At 67.7% G+C, this 19,632-nt stretch carries 17 protein-coding genes and 1 tRNA gene; 8 read left to right on the forward strand and 10 right to left on the reverse strand.

The genetic code is table 11. The features are described from left to right. Positions 1 to 194 precede the first annotated feature (194 nt). From ACZ5PB_RS10845 to dnaA, 10 genes are all read right to left on the reverse strand, one after another. On the reverse strand, positions 195 to 329 hold the full coding sequence (locus tag ACZ5PB_RS10845) for a DLW-39 family protein (RefSeq protein WP_003958712.1): 135 nt from the start codon (positions 327 to 329) through the stop codon (positions 195 to 197). 158 nt (positions 330 to 487) lie between these two features. Next, positions 488 to 561, reverse strand: a tRNA-Ile gene (locus ACZ5PB_RS10850). 84 nt (positions 562 to 645) lie between these two features. After that, a complete protein-coding gene (locus tag ACZ5PB_RS10855; RefSeq protein WP_468689788.1) occupies positions 646 to 1,329 on the reverse strand; it encodes a DUF3566 domain-containing protein in 684 nt (227 codons plus the stop codon). 93 nt (positions 1,330 to 1,422) lie between these two features. Continuing rightward, a complete protein-coding gene (gene gyrA / locus ACZ5PB_RS10860; protein WP_468689790.1) occupies positions 1,423 to 4,041 on the reverse strand; it encodes a DNA gyrase subunit A in 2,619 nt (872 codons plus the stop codon). Between the two features lie 44 nt (positions 4,042 to 4,085). Continuing rightward, positions 4,086 to 6,191, reverse strand: coding sequence for a DNA topoisomerase (ATP-hydrolyzing) subunit B (gene gyrB / locus ACZ5PB_RS10865; RefSeq protein WP_468689792.1), 2,106 nt, complete (start codon positions 6,189 to 6,191; stop codon positions 4,086 to 4,088). A 352-nt stretch (positions 6,192 to 6,543) separates the two neighbouring features. Beyond that, entirely contained in the window at positions 6,544 to 7,086 is a 543-nt protein-coding gene (locus ACZ5PB_RS10870; protein WP_468689794.1) for a DciA family protein, read from the reverse strand. Then, on the reverse strand, positions 7,083 to 8,204 hold the full coding sequence (gene recF, locus ACZ5PB_RS10875; protein ID WP_468689796.1) for a DNA replication/repair protein RecF: 1,122 nt from the start codon (positions 8,202 to 8,204) through the stop codon (positions 7,083 to 7,085). The genes ACZ5PB_RS10870 and recF overlap by 4 nt, the downstream gene beginning before the upstream one ends. A 30-nt stretch (positions 8,205 to 8,234) precedes the next feature. Beyond that, entirely contained in the window at positions 8,235 to 9,116 is an 882-nt protein-coding gene (gene gnd / locus ACZ5PB_RS10880; RefSeq protein ID WP_468689798.1) for a phosphogluconate dehydrogenase (NAD(+)-dependent, decarboxylating), read from the reverse strand. A 140-nt stretch (positions 9,117 to 9,256) separates the two neighbouring features. Further along, on the reverse strand, positions 9,257 to 10,387 hold the full coding sequence (gene dnaN, locus ACZ5PB_RS10885; protein WP_468689800.1) for a DNA polymerase III subunit beta: 1,131 nt from the start codon (positions 10,385 to 10,387) through the stop codon (positions 9,257 to 9,259). A gap of 930 nt (positions 10,388 to 11,317) precedes the next feature. Further along, positions 11,318 to 13,177 (reverse strand): chromosomal replication initiator protein DnaA, encoded by a 1,860-nt coding sequence (gene dnaA, locus ACZ5PB_RS10890; protein WP_468689802.1) that lies wholly within the window; start codon positions 13,175 to 13,177, stop codon positions 11,318 to 11,320. A 395-nt stretch (positions 13,178 to 13,572) separates the two neighbouring features. Here dnaA and rpmH point away from each other — a divergent pair, with 395 nt between their 5' ends. From rpmH to ACZ5PB_RS10930, 8 genes are all read left to right on the forward strand, one after another. Next, entirely contained in the window at positions 13,573 to 13,710 is a 138-nt protein-coding gene (gene rpmH, locus ACZ5PB_RS10895) for a 50S ribosomal protein L34 (protein WP_014137019.1), read from the forward strand. 18 nt (positions 13,711 to 13,728) lie between these two features. Then, the gene (gene rnpA, locus ACZ5PB_RS10900) at positions 13,729 to 14,130 is read left to right on the forward strand and encodes a ribonuclease P protein component (RefSeq protein WP_468689804.1); all 402 of its coding nucleotides are present in this window, start codon (positions 13,729 to 13,731) and stop codon (positions 14,128 to 14,130) included. Next, complete coding sequence (gene yidD, locus ACZ5PB_RS10905; RefSeq protein ID WP_468689806.1) at positions 14,127 to 14,486, forward strand: membrane protein insertion efficiency factor YidD; 360 nt, start codon at positions 14,127 to 14,129, stop codon at positions 14,484 to 14,486. Before rnpA ends, yidD begins: the two co-directional genes overlap by 4 nt. A 3-nt stretch (positions 14,487 to 14,489) precedes the next feature. Next, positions 14,490 to 15,749, forward strand: coding sequence for a membrane protein insertase YidC (gene yidC / locus ACZ5PB_RS10910; protein WP_468689808.1), 1,260 nt, complete (start codon positions 14,490 to 14,492; stop codon positions 15,747 to 15,749). Between the two features lie 14 nt (positions 15,750 to 15,763). Continuing rightward, positions 15,764 to 16,279, forward strand: a complete 516-nt coding sequence (locus ACZ5PB_RS10915; protein ID WP_468689810.1) for a Jag family protein — start codon at positions 15,764 to 15,766, stop codon at positions 16,277 to 16,279. Between the two features lie 99 nt (positions 16,280 to 16,378). Continuing rightward, positions 16,379 to 17,098 (forward strand): 16S rRNA (guanine(527)-N(7))-methyltransferase RsmG, encoded by a 720-nt coding sequence (gene rsmG / locus ACZ5PB_RS10920; protein ID WP_468689811.1) that lies wholly within the window; start codon positions 16,379 to 16,381, stop codon positions 17,096 to 17,098. A gap of 274 nt (positions 17,099 to 17,372) precedes the next feature. After that, a complete protein-coding gene (locus tag ACZ5PB_RS10925; RefSeq protein ID WP_468689813.1) occupies positions 17,373 to 18,449 on the forward strand; it encodes a ParA family protein in 1,077 nt (358 codons plus the stop codon). Further along, positions 18,446 to 19,549 (forward strand): ParB/RepB/Spo0J family partition protein, encoded by a 1,104-nt coding sequence (locus ACZ5PB_RS10930; protein WP_468689815.1) that lies wholly within the window; start codon positions 18,446 to 18,448, stop codon positions 19,547 to 19,549. The genes ACZ5PB_RS10925 and ACZ5PB_RS10930 overlap by 4 nt, the downstream gene beginning before the upstream one ends. Positions 19,550 to 19,632 lie beyond the last annotated feature (83 nt).

Consider the following 19,632-nt stretch of genomic DNA (forward strand, 5'->3'; position numbering starts at 1 on the left):
GCACCCCCTCACCCCGTGAGATCCCGGAAAACCCACCAGGACCCCGCACCAACTTTGCTCATGCAAGCTAGTGATTTGCGCAGGCGAATTCAAGGGTGTGGCGTCACAGTCCCGCAACGGCAGGACCGCCCCCGCACAGCACAGGGCCCCGGCCGCTCGAAAGCGACCGGGGCCCTGCTGGTGACTACTGGAGCTCAGACACCCGAACCTGCGGGCACGGAGTCAGTCGCCTCCGTCCACAGATCCTGCTCGGCGCGATCCGCCTGGATCTGGCGGTACACGAGGAGCCCGCCAATGGCGGCCAGTGCGACCAGGAGAAGCTTCTTCACCGCGCGACCTCGTCTTTCCTTGACGTAGGAGACCTCTTGGCGGCCGACTATACACACCGGCCGATACCGATCGGTGACCTACCGGGGCTTCAACTGCCGCACGCACAAAAGCGGTTGGCCCGGACGAGAACTTCCTCGTCCGGGCCAACCGGTAAAAGTGGGGCTAACAGGATTTGAACCTGTGGCCTCATCCTTATCAGGGATGCGCTCTAACCAACTGAGCTATAGCCCCGCCGCGCTCGCGCGCTGACTTCTGAAGATTAGCGCACGTGGGGCGCAGTCCCAAAATCGGTTCTCCGCCCCCCGCCACCAGCGCCTACTCGTCCTCCGCGAGCGTGAGCTCCACACCGCCCACGAAACCGGCCGACAGGTTGTAGATGAAGGCGCCGAGCGTCGCCAGTGCCGTCGCCAGCACCACGTCGATCACCGCGATCACCGAGGTGAAGATCAGCACCCGGGGCAGCGACAGGAACGACTGGAGGTCGAACCCGCTGCTCTCGCCGGAGCCGGCCGTCGAGCTGGTCGCCTCACTGATCGTGCCGCCGACGGTCGCGAAGACGCCCATGGCGTCCATGACCATCCAGAGCACCGCCGCCGCGATCACCGTGCAGACGCCCAGTGCGATCGACAGCAGGAAGCTGACCTTCATCACCGACCACGGGTCGGCCTTCGCCACCCGCAGCCGCGCCTTGCGCGTACGAGGCGTCGTCCGCGCACCGGTACGGGGCCGGCGCACCGCACCGGTCTGACCGCCCTGCGTATCGCCGCCGCCCTGCTGACCGGACTGCTGGCCGCCGCGCTGAGCGCCCTGCTGGCCGCCCTGTGTCGCCCCGCCGCCCTGCGGTCCGGCAGGACCGCCCTGGGTCGACTGGTACGCCTGCGGCGGGTGGTACGGCTGCGTCCCCGGCCCCTGGGCCGGCTGTTCCCGCTCACCGGGCAGCGGTCCTGCCGCGTACCCGTCGTAACTCTGCTGGGGCTGCGGCCCCCGGGTGTCCGTCACAGTTCCCCCCTGGGAGTCCGCGGCAGAGCCACGGGCACCGGGTGCTCCAGCCCCGGAAGTGTTTCCTCCGGTGCCCGTGGCTCCACTCACGACCTACTCCTCGTGCTCCCCTGCCGAAGGCTCTGCGCCCTCGACGACTTCGGCCGCGGCCGTGGCAGTGACCGCACCGTTCTCGTCGGTCTCCGGGCCGTCCTCGACGCCGTCGACCTCCTCGGCCTCACGGCCTGCCTCGGCGTTGCGCGCGATGCCGACGACGGCATCCCGCTTGCCCAGGTTGATCAGTTGGACGCCCATGGTGTCACGGCCCGTCTCCCTGACTTCGTTGACTCGCGTACGAATCACACCGCCGCCGAGTGTGATGGCGAGGATCTCGTCCGTAGCCTCCACCACCAGCGCACCGACGAGCGAGCCCCGGTCCTCCACGATCTTGGCGGCCTTGATGCCCAGACCGCCGCGGCCCTGGACGCGGTACTCGTCGACCGGAGTGCGCTTCGCGTACCCGCCGTCGGTCGCGGTGAACACGAACGTACCGGGCCTGACCACATTCATCGAGAGCAGTTCGTCGCCCTCGCGGAAGCTCATGCCCTTCACACCCGAGGTCGCACGCCCCATGGGACGCAGCGCGTCGTCGGTCGCCGTGAACCGGATCGACTGGGCCTTCCTGCTGACCAGCAGCAGATCGTCCTCCGCCGACACCAGCTCCGCGCCGATCAGCTCGTCGTCGCTGCCGTCCGCGGTCTCGCGCAGGTTGATCGCGATGACACCACCCGAACGGGGCGAGTCGTAGTCCTTCAGCGACGTCTTCTTCACCAGGCCGCCCTTGGTGGCCAGGATCAGGTACGGCGCGGCGTCGTAGTCCCGGATCGCCAGGATCTGCGCGATCTTCTCGTCCGGCTGGAAGGCGAGGAGGTTCGCCACGTGCTGGCCGCGCGCGTCCCGCCCGGCGTCCGGCAGCTCGTACGCCTTCGCCCGGTACACCCGGCCCTTGTTCGTGAAGAACAGCAGCCAGTGGTGCGTCGTCGACACGAAGAAGTGGTCGACGATGTCGTCCTGCTTCAGCTTGGTGCCGCGCACCCCCTTGCCGCCGCGCTTCTGCGACCGGTAGTCCTCGGTCTTCGTGCGCTTCACGTAGCCACCGTTGGTGATGGTGACGACGATGTCCTCCTCGGCGATCAGGTCCTCCATGGACATGTCGCCGTCGAAGGGCACCAGCTGGGAACGCCGGTCGTCGCCGAACTTGTCGACGATGACGGCCAGTTCCTCGCTGACGATCGCGCGCTGGCGCTGCGGGGAGGCCAGGATCTGGTTGTACTCGTTGATCTTGGCCTGGAGCTCGTCGTGCTCCGCCGTGATCTTCTGGTGCTCCAGTGCGGCCAGGCGGCGCAGCTGCATCTCCAGGATCGCGTTCGCCTGGATCTCGTCGATGGCCAGGAGGCTCATCAGGCCCTCGCGGGCGATCTCCACCGTGTTGGAGCGGCGGATCAGCGCGATGACCTCGTCGATCGCGTCCAGCGCCTTGAGCAGACCGCGCAGGATGTGCGCCCGCTCCTCGGCCTTGCGCAGCCGGAACTGCGTACGCCGGACGATGACCTCGATCTGGTGCGTCACCCAGTGGCGGATGAACGCGTCCAGCGACAGGGTGCGCGGCACGCCGTCGACCAGCGCCAGCATGTTCGCGCCGAAGTTCGACTGCAGGTCGGTGTGCTTGTACAGGTTGTTCAGCACGACCTTGGCGACCGCGTCGCGCTTGAGCACGACGACCAGGCGCTGACCGGTGCGCGACGAGGTCTCGTCACGGACGTCGGCGATGCCGCCGACCTTGCCGTCCTTCACCAGGTCGGCGATCTTCTGCGCCAGGTTGTCCGGGTTGGTCTGGTACGGGAGTTCCGTGACGACCAGGCACTGCCGGTTCTGGATCTCCTCGACCGCCACCACGGCGCGCATCGTGATCGAGCCGCGGCCCGTCCGGTACGCCTCCTCGATGCCCTTGCGGCCCACCACCAGCGCACCGGTCGGGAAGTCGGGGCCCTTGATGCGCTCCATCAGCGCGTCCAGGAGCTCCTCCTGCGAGGCCTCCGGGTTCTCCAGGCACCACTGCGCACCTGCGGCGACCTCGCGCAGGTTGTGCGGCGGAATGTTCGTCGCCATACCGACAGCGATACCCGCCGAGCCGTTGACCAGCAGGTTCGGGAAACGGGCCGGCAGGACCGTCGGCTCCTGGTTACGGCCGTCGTAGTTGGCCGTGAAGTCGACGGTCTCCTCGTCGATGTCGCGGACCATCTCCATGGAGAGGTTCGCCATCTTGCACTCGGTGTACCGCATGGCGGCGGCCGGGTCGTTGCCCGGGGAACCGAAGTTTCCGTTGGACGCCACCAGCGGCATCCGCATCGACCACGGCTGCGCCAGACGCACCAGGGCGTCGTAGATCGAGGAGTCGCCGTGCGGGTGGTACGTACCCATGACGTCACCGACGACGCGGGCGCACTTGTAGAAGCCCTTCTCGGGCCGGTAGCCGCCGTCGTACATCGCGTACAGCACACGACGGTGGACCGGCTTCAGGCCGTCCCGTACGTCGGGCAGCGCACGCGCCACGATGACGGACATCGCGTAGTCGAGGTAGGACCGCTGCATCTCGGTCTCAAGCCCGACGGGCTCGATCCGTACGGTCTGATCCTCGGGAGCAGGGGTGACAGGGGTGTTCTCGTCGGCCATTGCTGGTCAAAATCCTTTCGAAGCGGTCACAGCGACGGACCGACTCAGATGTCGAGGAAGCGAACGTCCTTGGCGTTGCGCTGGATGAACGAGCGCCGTGCCTCGACGTCCTCACCCATCAGCACCGAGAACAGGTCGTCGGCCTGGGCCGCGTCGTCCAGGGTGACCTGGCCGAGCACGCGGTGGTCGACGTCCATCGTGGTGATGCGCAGCTCCTCGGCATCCATCTCACCGAGACCCTTGAAGCGCTGGAGGTCGCCCTCCTTGATGCGCTTGCCCTGCTGCTCGCCGGCCTCGCGCAGCGCGTCGCGCTCACGGTCGGAGTAGGCGTACTCGACGTTGTCCCGGCTCCACTTGAGCTTGTACAGCGGCGGGCGCGACAGGTACACGTGACCGGCCTCGACCAGCGGCCGCATGAAGCGGAACAGGAAGGTGAGGAGCAGCGTGTTGATGTGCTGACCGTCGACGTCGGCGTCCGCCATCAGGATGATCTTGTGATAGCGGAGCTTCTCGATGTCGAAGTCCTCGTGCACACCGGTACCGAAGGCGCTGATCAGCGCCTGGACCTCGGTGTTCTGGAGGATCTTGTCGATGCGCGCCTTCTCGACGTTCAGGATCTTGCCTCGGATCGGCAGGATGGCCTGGTACATCGGGTTGCGGCCGGACTTCGCCGAACCCCCGGCGGAGTCACCCTCGACGATGAAGATCTCGCACTTCGTCGGGTCGTTGGACTGGCAGTCGCTGAGCTTGCCCGGCAGCGACGCCGACTCCAGCAGGCCCTTGCGGCGGGTCAGATCGCGCGCCTTGCGGGCGGCGACACGGGCCGTGGCGGCCTGGATCGCCTTGCGGACGATGTCCGCGGCCTCGTTCGGGTTGCGGTCGAACCAGTCGTTGAGGTGCTCGTGCACGACCTTCTGCACGAAGGTCTTGGCCTCCGTGTTGCCCAGCTTGGTCTTGGTCTGGCCCTCGAACTGCGGCTCGCCCAGCTTCACCGAGATGATCGCGGTCAGACCCTCGCGGATGTCCTCACCGGCGAGGTTGTCGTCCTTCTCGCGCAGGAACTTCTTCTCCCGCGCGTACCGGTTGACCAGGCCCGTCAGTGCCGCACGGAAGCCTTCCTCGTGCGTACCGCCCTCGTGCGTGTGGATCGTGTTGGCGAAGGAGTAGACCCCCTCGCTGTACTGCGAGTTCCACTGCATCGCGATCTCGACCGAGAGCATCCGCTCCTTGTCCTCGGCCTCGACGTCGATGACGGTCGGGTGGATGAGCTCGCCCTTGCGCGAGTTCAGGTACTTCACGAAGTCGACGATGCCGCCTTCGTAGTGGTACGTGACCGTACGGACCTGCTCGTCGTCGGCGGTCTCCGGGGTGTCCGCACCGACGACGGCCTTCGCGGACTCCCGCTCGTCCGTCAGCTTGATGGTCAGTCCCTTGTTGAGGAACGCCATCTCCTGGAAACGCCGCGACAGCGTCTCGAACGAGTACTCGGTGGTCTCGAAGATGTCGGGGTCGGCCCAGAAGGTGACCGAGGTACCGGTCTCCTCGGTGGCCTCGTGCCGCTCCAGCGGCGCGGTCGGGGCGCCCGCCTTGTACTCCTGCGTCCAGCGGTAGCCGTCCGTCCTGATCTCGACGGCCAGCTTGTACGAAAGGGCGTTCACGACGGAGACGCCGACGCCGTGCAGACCGCCGGAGACCGCGTAGCCGCCGCCGCCGAACTTGCCGCCCGCGTGCAGGACGGTGAGTACGACCTCGACGGCCGGCTTCTTCTCCACGGGGTGGATGCCCACCGGGATGCCTCGGCCGTTGTCGATGACGCGCACGGCGCCGTCGGCCAGGATCGTGACATCGATGGAGTCCGCGTGCCCGGCCAGGGCCTCGTCGACGGAGTTGTCGACGACTTCCTGCACCATGTGGTGCAGGCCACGCTCACCGGTCGAGCCGATGTACATGCCGGGTCGCTTGCGGACCGCGTCCAGGCCCTCAAGAACTGTGATCGCGCTGGCGTCGTACGACGAGGTGACCTCGGCGGAAGTACCCCGCGAAGAGGTCACCTCCACGGGGGTGCCCTCGCCGTCCTCGCCGGCGGTGGACGGACTGATCTCGTTGGGGTTGCCGGAATCGGCCACGAAGCGCCCTTTCTGGCACAGCACAGGCCCATCCCCTGCCTTCGGCTGGGGGGTTCCCCATCCCCAGGCAGGCAGGAGCGGCTGCGTCGTTCTGTGTGAGTCGACGTGCCCCGCGAAATAAGCGGGGACTACTCACCAGTCTACCGGTAGCGCGGACATGAATGGGGGTTTGCCGGTACCTGAGTCCGCATGTGCCGCCCCGAACCGGGGCCGAACGACTCCCCATATTCAGGGAGGGGCTCCAGGCGGCTCACACCGGCGCCCAGCGCTTCGGGCTGTCAACCTCTCACTACGGTGAGGGACGCCTCACTCCTGCCGTCCGGTTTCACGTGAAACATCACGGTCGCCGTTTCACGTGAAACATCGCAGAACCGGCCTACCCGTACGTATCGCCGGGTCCCTTGCTCCCCGGCGCCCGCAGGGGCCCGTACCGGCGCTGCGGGCCCTTCGGGCCTTCCAGCTTGATGACCCGTACGGTGTCCCGCCCGAGCTCTCCGTTGAGCCGCTTCAGCAGATTGGGCACCATCCACTTCAGCTGGGTCGCCCACGCCGTGGAATCGCACTGCACCACGAGGATCCGCTCGTCCTCGTCGTACTTCAGCGGCTCGGAGTGCTGGGCGACGTCCGGACCGACGATCTCCTTCCAGCGCCCCATCACCCCGCTGACCGCGATCGGCATCTCCCAGCCCCGCTCGGTCTTCAGCCGGTCCAGGGCTGCCCCCAGCTTCAACGGGTCACGGCCGTCGGCCCCCGACCCGGAGCGCAGGCTGCCGCCCCGCCGCACCGTCTTCTTCTGCTGAGCCGCAGCCCCTCGCGCCCGCGCCTGCTCCTTCGCCGCCGCCAGCGCCTGCCGGGCCAGATCCACACCCGAGGACTCGGGCCCCCCGGAGCCTCCTGACTTCGGCTTGTCGTCGCTCACAGCCGGGTCACCTCACCGTCGGCCACCCCGTAGCGGACCCCCGACAGCACCCCCGGAACGTCGTCGTCGACCGCCGCCGTCACGAGTACCTGCTCACCGGGCGCCACGAGCTCTGCCAGCCGCTCGCGCCGCCGCACATCCAGTTCCGCGAAGACGTCGTCCAGTACGAGCACCGGCTCGTTGCCCTCCGCGCGCAACAGGTCGTACGAAGCCAGCCGCAGCGCCAACGCGAACGACCAGGACTCCCCGTGGCTGGCATAGCCCTTGGCGGGCAACTGCCCCAGCTTCAGCAGCAGTTCGTCCCGGTGCGGACCGACCAGCGTCACACCCCGCTCGATCTCCTGCTTGCGCGCCTCGGCCAGCGCCGCCAGCAACTGCCCGTACAGCTCCTCGCGGGACAGCCCGTCGCCGGGCGCCGAGCTGCGGTACTCCAGCCCCAACGGGCCACCGCCGGGCGCCAGTTGCTCGTACGCCTTGTCGGCCAGCGGGTGCAGGGTCGCGATGAGGTCGAGCCGCTGCGCGAGGAGTTCCGCACCGGCCTTCGCCAAGTGCTGGTCCCACACGTCGATGGTGGACATGTCCATGGACCGGCCGCCGTGCCGCCGCGCCATCGCCGCCGACTTCAGGAGGGTGTTGCGCTGCTTCAGTACGCGCTCGTAGTCCGAGCGGACCCCGGCCATGCGCGGCGAGCGTGCCGTGATCAGTTCGTCGAGGAACTTCCTGCGCTCGCCCGGGTCACCCTTCACCAGGGCCAGGTCCTCGGGCGCGAACAGCACCGTCCGTACGATCCCCAGCACGTCCCTCGGCTTGACCTGGGACGACCTGTTGATCCTGGCCCGGTTCGCCCGGCCCGGATTGAGCTCCAGCTCGACCAGCTGGGACCGCTCGCCCTGGGTGACGGCCGCGCGGATCACCGCACGCTCGGCCCCCATCCGTACCAGCGGGGCGTCCGAGGACACCCGGTGGCTGCCGAGGGTGGCGAGGTAGCCGACCGCCTCGACCAGATTCGTCTTGCCCTGCCCGTTCGCCCCCACGAAAGCGGTGACGCCCGGGTCGAGAGGAACTTCGACCCGGGCGTACGAGCGGAAGTCGGCCAGCGACAGATGCGTGACGTGCATGGTGGTGCGCCGACCTTCCCCCGACCGCGCTTACTTCTTGCTGGACTCGACCGCGTGGCCACCGAACTGGTTGCGCAGCGCGGCGATCATCTTCATCTGCGGGGAGTCGTCCTGGCGCGACGCGAAGCGGGCGAACAGGGAGGCCGTGATCGCGGGCAGCGGTACGGCGTTGTCGATGGCCGCTTCCACGGTCCAGCGGCCCTCACCGGAGTCCGAGGCGTAGCCCCGCAGGCCCTCCAGGTGCTCGTCGTCGTCGAGCGCGTTGACGGCCAGGTCCAGCAGCCAGGAACGGATGACCGTGCCCTCCTGCCAGGAGCGGAAGACCTCGCGCACGTCGGTGACGGAGTCGACCTTCTCCAGGAGCTCCCAGCCCTCGGCGTACGCCTGCATCATGGCGTACTCGATGCCGTTGTGGACCATCTTGGCGAAGTGGCCGGCGCCGACCTTGCCCGCGTGGACCGAGCCGAACTCGCCCTCGGGCTTCAGGGCGTCGAAGACCGGCTGGACCTTGGCGACGTCCTCGGCGGAGCCGCCGTACATCAGCGCGTAGCCGTTCTCCAGGCCCCAGACGCCGCCGGAGACGCCGCAGTCGACGAAGCCGATGCCCTTGGCCTTCAGCTCCTCGGCGTGCTTCTCGTCGTCCGTCCATCGCGAGTTGCCGCCGTCGACGACGACGTCGCCGGGGGAGAGCAGCTCGCCGAGCGCGTCGATCGTGGACTGGGTGGCGTCGCCGGCCGGGACCATGACCCAGACGACGCGCGGGCCCTTGAGCTTGCCCACAAGCTCTTCCAGGCTGTGGACATCGGCGACGTCCGGGTTGCGGTCGTAACCGATGACGGTGTGACCTGCGCGGCGGATGCGCTCGCGCATGTTGCCGCCCATCTTGCCGAGGCCGACGAGACCGAGCTCCATCAGAGATTCCTTAGATTCGAGGCGATTCGTACGCGATTCGTACCCAGGTCCGAGCCTACGCCCGGCTTGTGCGTCCGGCCCGAGGGGCACGTCAGGCCCGGCGCCACCCGGCCCCGGGCCTGAACCGCACTGCTGGGCGATCAGCCGGAGAGACGCACCGGCATGATCAGGTACTTGTACGCGTCGTCCGCCTCGGCGTCCACGGCAGGACGGCCGCTGAGCAGCGCCGGCTTGGTGGACGTCGTGAAGGAGAGCTGGGCGACCGGGGAGTCGATCGCGCTCAGGCCGTCCAGCAGGAACGTCGGGTTGAAGGCGATCGAGATGTCGTCGCCGTCCAGGTTGGCGTCGACGCGCTCCACAGCCTGTGCGTCGTCGCTGGAGCCCGCTTCGAGGATCAGCACGCCCTGCTCGAAGGTCAGCCGCACCGGGGTGTTCCGCTCGGCCACCAGCGCCACACGCTTGACGGCCTCGACGAACGGGGCGGTCTCGATGACGGCGACCGAGTTGAACTCGGTGGGGAAGAGCGTGCGGTACTTCGGCAGGTCGCCTTCGAGCAGCCGGGTCGTCGTACGGCGGCCGGCACCCTCGAAACCGATCAGGCCCTCACCGGCGCCCGAGCCGGACAGCGCGATCGTGACCGTGTCACCGCTGGTCAGCGACTTGGCGGTGTCCAGGAGCGTCTTGGCGGGCACCAGGGCGACCGCGGACGCGTCGGGGTCCTCGGGCTTCCACAGGAACTCGCGGACCGCGAAGCGGTAGCGGTCGGTGGACGCCAGCGTGACCGTCTCGCCCTCGATCTCGATGCGCACACCGGTCAGCACCGGCAGCGTGTCGTCACGGCCGGCGGCGATGGCCACCTGGGCGGCGGCGGAGGCGAAGACCTCACCGGGGACGGTGCCCGTGGCGGTCGGCATCTGCGGCAGCGCCGGGTACTCCTCCACAGGAAGGGTGTGGAGTGTGAACCGAGAGGAGCCGCAGGCCACGGTCGCCCGTACACCGTCTGTGGAAATCTCCACCGGGCGGTTGGGGAGGGCGCGGCAGATGTCCGCGAGCAGACGCCCCGACACCAGGACCGTGCCGTCCTCCTCGATCTCCGCGTCGACCGACACACGGGCCGAGACCTCGTAGTCGAAGCCGGAGAGGCTCAGTGCGCCCTCCTCGGCCTTCAGCAGAAGGCCCGCGAGGACGGGCACCGGCGGACGGGCCGGGAGGCTGCGGGCCGTCCAGGCCACCGCCTCCGCGAGTACATCGCGCTCCACCCGGATCTTCACCGGAACCGCCTCCTGCTGTTGCTGGCTCGCCCTGCTGGCTTTCTTCGTCTGACTGGTGTCTCCCGGCCGTCGGCTGGGGAGGTTCACCGGGGACCAGTCTGACGCACGCCACCGACAGTCGGTGCGGCCGTGGGTCAAGTCGTGGCGAGAGGCCCGAGGGGGCACCGGGCCGAGTTGTACACAGGGCCTTCTTCGATGCGGATTCTGGGCTAACTCTTAGTGGGAGTAGTAGTAGGGCCTGTGGAAACCGTGGATAACCCCGTTTCCGCAGCTCAGACCCACTTTTTTGTCCACCGTGCCTGTGGGCGGAACCAGTGGACAACCTGCCCCTTCTGTGGACGGGCGGAAGTTCTGCACACCCGATGCACAGGCTGCCCCTACTTCCCCACAGCTGTGTCCCCAGCTTTACCCACCTTCCCCACAGGCCAATCGACCTCCTTGGTGTGACGGCTTTCACTCGACCCGGTGAGAGCGGGTGTCGTGTTGCCGAACAGTGGACAGCGTTGGGGAAAAGCTGTGGGAAAGGAACCCCAGCCTGTGGGCCGCCGGTGGACAACTCGGTGGAGACCCTGTGGACAGAAATTCTGTCCACAGCCTGTGGATTAAAGTTTGCCACAATTCCACAGCCACCTGACCTGGTGTGATGAAGCCTCAGCAACCGCGCCTGTGGACGCAATCTGGACAACTTCCCAGTCCCCAGGGTGTGGACGGGACATCGTCCCAGGATCTGTGGAGAACTGCAGCTCTCACGGCCGAATTCGAACACCGGCGGGCATCAACAGGCTTGGGACAACGCTCGGAAGGCTCCGAAAAGCACCTCCCGACCCCCTGAATCGGCCTCCACAGGACGCGAGAAGCGGCCCGGGCACACGAAAAGGCGCCCGGGAGAATCGCTCTCCGGGCGCCTCTGCCGGCGTAACGCCGCCGCTGTCAGCCGTTCTTGATGCGGTTGGTGAGCTCCGTGACCTGGTTGTAGATGGAGCGGCGCTCGGCCATCAGCGCGCGGATCTTGCGGTCCGCGTGCATCACCGTCGTATGGTCGCGGCCGCCGAACTGCGCGCCGATCTTCGGCAGCGACAGGTCGGTGAGCTCCCTGCACAGGTACATGGCGATCTGGCGGGCCGTCACCAGCACGCGGCTGCGCGAGGATCCGCACAGGTCGTCCACGGTCAGACCGAAGTAGTCCGCGGTCGCCGACATGATGGCGGGCGCGGTGATCTCCGGGGAGGCGTCCTCGCCGCCCGGGATCAGGTCCTTGAGGACCTGTTCGGTGAGACCGAGGTCCACCGGCTGCCGGTTCAGGCTCGCGAAGGCCGTGACCCGGATCAGCGCCCCCTCCAGCTCGCGGATGTTGCGCGAGATGCGGGAGGCGATGAACTCCAGGACCTCCGGCGGGGCGTTGAGCTGCTCCTGCACCGCCTTCTTGCGGAGGATCGCGATCCGCGTCTCCAGCTCCGGCGGCTGTACGTCGGTCGTCAGGCCCCACTCGAAGCGGTTGCGCAGCCGGTCCTCCAGCGTCACCAGCTGCTTGGGCGGCCGGTCGGAGGACAGCACGATCTGCTTGTTCGCGTTGTGCAGGGTGTTGAAGGTGTGGAAGAACTCCTCCTGCGTCGACTCCTTGCTCGCCAGGAACTGGATGTCGTCGACGAGCAGGATGTCCACGTCGCGGTAGCGCTTGCGGAACGCGTCGCCCTTGCCGTCGCGGATGGAGTTGATGAACTCGTTGGTGAACTCCTCCGAGCTCACGTACCGCACCCGGGTGCCCGGGTAGAGGCTGCGCGCGTAGTGACCGATGGCGTGCAGCAGGTGGGTCTTGCCGAGCCCGGACTCCCCGTAGATGAAGAGGGGGTTGTACGCCTTCGCGGGCGCCTCGGCCACGGCGACGGCGGCCGCGTGCGCGAACCGGTTCGACGAGCCGATCACGAAGGTGTCGAAGAGGTACTTGGGGTTCAGGCGCGCGTGCGGCTCGCCGGGGCCGGGGGCCGGAGCGGGCTGCGCGGCCAGCGGGCCGGGAGCGCCACTGGCCGCCGGCAGGGCCTGGCCGCCGCCGTGCCGCGGACCCTGGTCCTGGCGCTCGGAGCGGTCCTGGCGCTGCTGGTCGTACGACTGCTGTTGCTGGTCGTACGAGGGACGGTCGGGCAGCTGCGAGCGGTAGTCGTGCTGCGGCGGCCGGGAGTAGGGGTCGCGCTCCTGGAAGCCGCCGAGGCGCTGCTGCTGCCAGCCGCCGTGGTCGTCCTGCCCGCCGCCCGGCCAGGCACCCGGCGCGGGGCGCGACTGCTGGCGGTACTCGGGGTAGGCGGGCCGGGCGGTGAGGCCGTCGTCCTGGGGGCGGTGCCCGTAGGAGTCGTACGAGTCGCGTGCGTCACGGCCGTCCCGTACGTCCCGCTGCGGCGGCTCGTCGTGCTGCTGGGGGTGCTGCGGCTGGCCGTGCTGCCCCTGGTGCTGCTGTCCTTGGTGCTGTCCCTGGTACGGGGACTGCTGCCGGGCGGGCGGGGCCTGCGGGGCGGGCGACTCGCCGACGGAGTCGTCGACGGTGATGGCGATGCGGATCGGCCGGCCGCACTCGTGGCTCAGGGCCTCACTGATGAGCGGTGCGAGCCGGCCCTCCAGGACCTGCTTGCTGTACTCGTTGGGCACGGCGAGCAGTGCGGTGTCGGCGACCAGCGCGAGAGGCTGGCAGCGTTCGATCCACTGTTTGTCCTTGGCCTCGACGCCCTGCTGGCCCTCGCCGAGCAGATGCTCCAGCACGTGCGGCCACACTGCGGCAAGATCGGCAGGTACGTCAGCCACAGGGCACGCTCTCTCACAGGTCCCACGAAGGTGTGGTTCTCGGGACGGGACGGGAAGTACGGGCTGGACAGGTACGGACACATCGGCTGCATGTCTACGAAAGCCCGGTTCCAGGTTGGGCCACGGTAGTCGTGGCAGCTCACGCGGTTCAAGTTGTTGTCCACAGGCTGTGCACAGAGGACCCCCGACAAGCCCCGGTTTGACCGGATGGCGTAGCCGCGCGTACCGTAACCAGGTCGAGTTGTCGATGGCTGCTGCCGCCTGCCTCCGATGGGCAAGATCATGGTCAATGATCGTGAACGCGGTGCACTGAGAGCGTTGCGAGCTTCCTCGTGGGCGCACGGTGACAGCCAGGCGATGTTTCGCCATCCCCGATTCATTTCTGGAGCCCCCGAGTGAGCAAGCGCACCTTCCAGCCGAACAACCGTCGTCGTGCCAAGACCCACGGCTTCCGTCTGCGCATGCGTACCCGCGCCGGCCGCGCCATCCTGGCGAACCGCCGTGCCAAGGGCCGCACTGAGCTGTCCGCCTGATCCCGTAGGGATCATGACGTGCTGCCTACCGAGAATCGGCTGAGGCGGCGCGAGGACTTCGCGACCGCGGTACGACGAGGGCGCCGCGCAGGCCGCCCGCTTCTCGTCGTCCATCTACGTAGTAGCGGTGCAACGGACCCGCACGCGGCAGGGGAGAGCATTCCCCCGGCGCGTGCGGGTTTCGTCGTGAGCAAAGCCGTCGGCGTCGCTGTCGTACGCAACGCGGTGAAGCGGAGACTTCGCCACCTCATGCGCGACCGGATCGCCGGGCTGCCCCCCGGTAGCCTGGTGGTTGTACGGGCGCTGCCCGGAGCGGGTGACGCCACCCACGCACAGCTGGCCCGAGACCTGGACGCCGCATTTCAGCGGCTGCTGGGCGGGGATCCCCAAACCGAAGGTCGGGGGAGAGGCACGCGATGAAGTACCCGCTGCTGGCGCTCATCAAGCTGTACCAGTGGACCATCAGCCCCATGCTCGGGCCGGTCTGCCGGTACTACCCGTCGTGTTCCCACTACGGATTCACGTCCATCGACCGGCACGGTGCGGTGAAGGGCACTGCCCTCACCGCCTGGCGCATTCTGCGGTGCAACCCGTGGTCGCCCGGTGGTGTGGACCATGTCCCGCCACGCACCCGGCGGCGGTGGCACGAAGCGCTGCGCGACGCGTGGCGCGGTAGCAAGGGCGAGAAGTCCGCCGTTGGCGTGTCTTCTCGGGGATCGGCCCCCGAAACCCCGAGCCCGGCCGCAGAGACCTCGCCCAATGCTCAAGGAGCCTGATTAGTGGACACGATTGCCAGTCTGTTCAGCTTCATCACCTGGCCCGTTTCCTGGGTCATCGTCCAGTTCCACAAGGTGTACGGCGCCATTTTCGGCCCCGATACGGGATGGGCCTGGGGCCTGTCCATCGTGTCGCTGGTGGTGCTGATCCGTATCTGCCTGATCCCGCTCTTCGTGAAGCAGATCAAGTCGACGCGGAACATGCAGGTGCTCCAGCCGAAGATGAAGGCGATCCAGGAGCGCTACAAGAGCGACAAACAGCGTCAGTCCGAAGAGATGATGAAGCTGTACAAGGAGACGGGTACCAACCCGCTCTCCTCGTGCCTTCCCATCCTGGCGCAGTCGCCGTTCTTCTTCGCCCTGTACCACGTGCTCTCCAGCATCGCCGACGGCAAGAAGATCGGTGTCATCAACGACACGCTGCTGGAAAGCGCCCGTCAGGCGCACATCTTCGGTGCCCCGCTGGCCGCGAAGTTCACCGACAGCGCGTCCAAGATCGAGAGCCTCGGCGCCTCGGCCACCTCGGTCAAGATCGTCACCGCGGTCATGATCGTGATGATGTCGGCGTCGCAGTTCTACACGCAGCGCCAGCTCATGACGAAGAACGTCGACCTCACGGTCAAGACGCCGTTCATGCAGCAGCAGAAGATGATGATGTACATCTTCCCCGTGATGTTCATGGTGATGGGCATCAACTTCCCCGTGGGTGTGCTCGTCTACTGGCTGACCACCAACGTGTGGACCATGGGCCAGCAGATGTACGTGATCAACCAGAACCCGACGCCCGGCAGCAAGGCGCAGGACTCCTACCTGCAGCGACTGCTGAAGACCACGGTGGCCTCCGGTGAGGTCAAGGCCCGCCGCAAGCGCAACGTCATCAAGGTGATCGTCGCCAAGGGCACCGACCGCAACGATGTCGAGCGCAAGTTCATCAACGGTCTGGCCAAGGCCGGCCTGGTGGCCGAGGCGGACGGTACGGTCGCCAAGAGCACCGCCGCGATCGCCGAGGCCGAGGGCGGCACCCCCGTCGCGAAGCGTCAGCAGCCCAAGCGCCAGACCAAGGCGAAGCGCCAGGTCGCCACGTCCCAGCAGGGCACGGCCAAGACTCCCGAGGACTCCGTCTCCAAGACCTCCTTGGAGAAGAAGGACGCGCCGCAGGACGCCAAGCCCACGTCGGCAGGCAAGCCCGCCGGTTCCGCACGCCAAGCCAAGTCCGGGCAGCGCAAGGGTCCGCAGCGGCCCAAGCACCCGTCCAAGAAGTAAGAAGGAGTCCTCCCGTGACGGACACCACCACTTCCTCCGCGCCCGCCGAGGGCAACGACACCCTGACGCGCCTGGAGCAGGAAGGCGAGATCGCAGCCGACTACCTTGAGGGTCTGCTCGACATCGCGGACCTGGACGGCGACATCGACATGGACGTCGAAGCCGACCGGGCAGCCGTTTCGATCATCAGCGACTCCAGCGGCCGTGACCTGCAGAAGCTGGTGGGCCGTGACGGTGAGGTGCTCGAAGCACTTCAGGAGCTGACCCGGCTCGCCGTGCACCGGGAGACCGGTGACCGCAGCCGGCTGATGCTGGACATCGCGGGCTTCCGGGCGAAGAAGCGCGAGGAGCTCGCGGAGATCGGTGCGAAGGCCGCCGACGAGGCCAAGAGCTCCGGTGCGCCCGTGAAGCTGGACCCGATGACGCCCTTCGAGCGCAAGGTCGTGCACGATGCGGTCGCCGCGGCGGGCCTGCGCAGCGAGTCCGAGGGCGAGGAGCCCCAGCGCTTCGTCGTCGTGCTTCCGGCCTGACCGGATCATTGTCTTTCGGCCCCGTCTGTTCGCAGGCGGGGCCGATCTTTGTCAGCCTGATAGTCAGCCACCCCAGTGCGGTACGGAAGGACGGTCCCCGTGACGGAGGCAGCAGCGGAGCTTCCCCAGGCGCCGGAAGTAGCCAAAGAGGTATTCGGTGAGTTCTTCCCGCAAGCCGTTCGGTACGCCGAGCTGCTCGCGGACGCAGGCGTCGAGCGAGGGCTGATCGGCCCCCGTGAAGTACCGCGTCTGTGGGAGCGGCACCTGCTGAACTGTGCCGTGCTCTCGGAGGTGGTGCCCAAGAACATCACCGTGTGCGACGTGGGTTCGGGAGCCGGACTGCCCGGTATTCCGCTCGCCCTGGCCCGCCCGGACCTGAAGATCACCTTGCTTGAGCCGCTGCTGCGGCGTACGAACTTCCTCCAGGAGGTCGTCGAGCTGCTGGGCCTGGACCATGTGACGGTCGTACGCGGCCGGGCCGAAGAGGTCATGGGGAAGGTCGACCCCGTCCACGTGGTGACCGCGCGGGCGGTGGCCCCCCTGGACCGGCTGGCCGGCTGGGGCGTTCCGTTGCTGCGGCCGTACGGCGAGATGCTCGCGCTCAAGGGAGACACCGCCGAGGAGGAGCTCAAGGGTGCGCGTGCCGCGCTCAGCAAGCTCGGGGTGGTGAAGACCGAGGTGGTCCGGGTCGGTGAGGGAGTGGTGGACCCGCTCTCCACAGTGGTGCGCGTAGAGGTCGGGGAGAGCCCCGGCGGAGTCCGTTTCGCCGCCAAGCGGGCCAAGGCCGCGCGGACCGGCCGCTCCCGGCGGCGTCGCTGACGCCCCTGCCACCGGAGAACACGGCTGTCTTCGGACCCTGATGCTCCATACAAGGTGCCGCGCAGGCGCGGCGCGGAGTGTCGAGGGCTCCGGGTGAGTCCGCGCGTGCATCGTGTTTCACGTGAAACGTCGCTCGCTGCTGCAAGGAATCATCAGCCGGGGCCGTGCGGCCGCCACTCCGCACGGGTCAAGACCCGAAAGGACGATGGGGTTGTCCACAAAGGCGGGTTCTTCCACAGGAGAACGGGCCTCACTGGTTCATGACCCCCAAAGCGTGACAGGCTCTGGGCATTACGAGCCTGATGTCGAGGAGAGTGAATCCTTGCGGTCCGACGCCAACATCGCGGGACCGATGACCGATCCGGTCCCCGGCCCCCGTTCCGAAGCGGCGGGAGACGATGTTTCACGTGAAACATCGGCCCTGCCTGACGACACCCCTATTGGTCGTGCTGCCCAACTGGCGGTAGATGCCCTCGGCCGTGCAGGCGAGGGGCTGCCGAGGCCTGAGCAGACACGTGTGATGGTGGTTGCCAACCAGAAGGGTGGGGTGGGGAAGACCACGACGACGGTCAATCTCGCTGCCTCGCTCGCGCTTCACGGCGCACGGGTTCTGGTGATCGACCTCGATCCGCAGGGCAACGCCTCCACGGCGCTGGGAATCGACCATCACTCCGAAGTTCCCTCGATCTACGACGTTCTGATCGACAGCAAGCCGCTGTCGGACGTGGTCCAGCCCGTCAGGGACGTCGAAGGCCTCTTCTGTGCCCCGGCCACGATCGATCTCGCCGGTGCGGAGATCGAATTGGTGTCCCTGGTGGCGCGGGAGAGCAGACTTCAGCGTGCGATCCAGGCGTACGAGCAGCCGTTGGACTACGTCCTCATCGACTGCCCGCCTTCGCTGGGACTGCTGACCGTGAACGCGATGGTCGCCGGCGAGGAAGTGCTCATCCCCATCCAGTGCGAGTACTACGCGCTGGAAGGCCTCGGCCAGCTCCTGCGGAACGTGGAGCTGGTGCGTGGGCACCTCAACCCCGAGCTGCATGTGTCGACGATCCTGCTGACGATGTACGACGGCCGGACTCGCCTCGCTTCGCAGGTCGCGGAGGAAGTGCGGAGCCACTTCGCCAAGGAAGTCCTCAAGACCAGCATCCCGAGGTCCGTCCGGATCTCGGAGGCTCCCAGCTATGGGCAGACAGTGCTCACCTACGACCCGAGCTCCAGCGGTTCGCTGTCGTACCTCGAAGCAGCACGCGAGATCGCCCTGCGAGGGGCGGGTGTCTTCTACGAGGCGCAGCACGCCCATGCTGTCGACCAGAACAACCAGCACAGCATGGCGGAGGGTGTCCAATGAGCAATCGACCTAGAGGACTGGGACGCGGGCTCGGCGCGCTGTTCCCGCAGGGCCCGCAGGAGAAGCAGACCACTGCCCCGGATGCCGCTCCGGCAGCGGCGCCCGTACTGACGGCGGAGCGGGGAGTTGCCGCGGCGAAGGTGGCCGCGCTGCCTTCGAATGTTTCACGTGAAACAGCAGAGGTTCCGGCGCAGGACCGGGAGCCGGAACAGCCTGCGGCAGCGAAGCTGGAGGCGCCGGCCGGAGCGTACTTCGCGGAGGTGCCGATCGGGGCGATCAACCCCAACCCCCGGCAGCCACGCGATGTGTTCGATCCGGACGCTCTTGCGGAGCTGGTCACTTCCATCAAGGAAGTGGGTCTGCTTCAGCCGGTCGTCGTACGACAGACCAGCGCGGAGCGCTTCGAGCTCATCATGGGCGAGCGGCGCTGGAGGGCTTGCAGGGAAGCGGGCCTGGAGCGGATTCCCGCGATCGTCCGGGCAACCGACGACGAAAAGCTCCTGCTCGACGCGCTGCTGGAGAACCTCCACCGGGCGCAGCTCAACCCGCTGGAAGAGGCCGCGGCCTACGACCAGCTGCTCAAGGACTTCGCCTGCACGCACGACCAGTTGGCGGACCGGATCGGCCGTTCGCGGCCGCAGGTCTCCAACACGCTGCGTCTGCTGAAGCTCTCGCCGCCCGTGCAGAAGCGGGTCGCGGCCGGTGTGCTGTCGGCCGGTCATGCGCGAGCGCTGCTGACGCTGGACGATTCCGATGAGCAGGACCACCTCGCGAAGCGCATCGTGGCCGAGGGCCTCTCGGTGCGTACGACCGAGGAGATCGTCAAGCTGATGAACTCCCAGCCCAAGACCGAGGCGAAGCCCAAGGGGCCCAGGGCCGGAGCGCTGATGGCGCCCGCGCTGTCGGACCTGGCATCGCGCCTGTCCGACCGGTTCGAGACCCGGGTGAAGGTCGACCTGGGCAAGAAGCGCGGGAAGATCACGGTCGAGTTCGCCTCGGTGGAGGACCTGGAGAGGATCCTCGGCACTCTCGCCCCCGGCGAGGGCCGTGTTCTGGAGAAGAGCCTGGCTGAGCAGGACGGCCAGGAAGAGGAGAGCTGAGCTCTCCTCGAAGAACTTCCTCTGGGGCGGGGGGGGGGGGGGGGGGGGGGGGGGGGGGGAAACACACCCCCCCCCCCCCCCCC

The organism is Streptomyces sp. NPDC032721 (genome assembly GCF_055579625.1).

What these genes read in the sequence shown, in the direction of transcription:
- gyrA (WP_468689790.1), bottom strand. Translation starts at nt 4,041, where the DNA reads ATGGCCGACGAGAACACCCCTGTCACCCCTGCTCCCGAGGATCAGACC.
- recF (WP_468689796.1), bottom strand. Translation starts at nt 8,204, where the DNA reads ATGCACGTCACGCATCTGTCGCTGGCCGACTTCCGCTCGTACGCCCGG.
- gnd (WP_468689798.1), bottom strand. Translation starts at nt 9,116, where the DNA reads ATGGAGCTCGGTCTCGTCGGCCTCGGCAAGATGGGCGGCAACATGCGC.
- yidD (WP_468689806.1), top strand. Translation starts at nt 14,127, where the DNA reads ATGAAGTACCCGCTGCTGGCGCTCATCAAGCTGTACCAGTGGACCATC.
- ACZ5PB_RS10930 (WP_468689815.1), top strand. Translation starts at nt 18,446, where the DNA reads ATGAGCAATCGACCTAGAGGACTGGGACGCGGGCTCGGCGCGCTGTTC.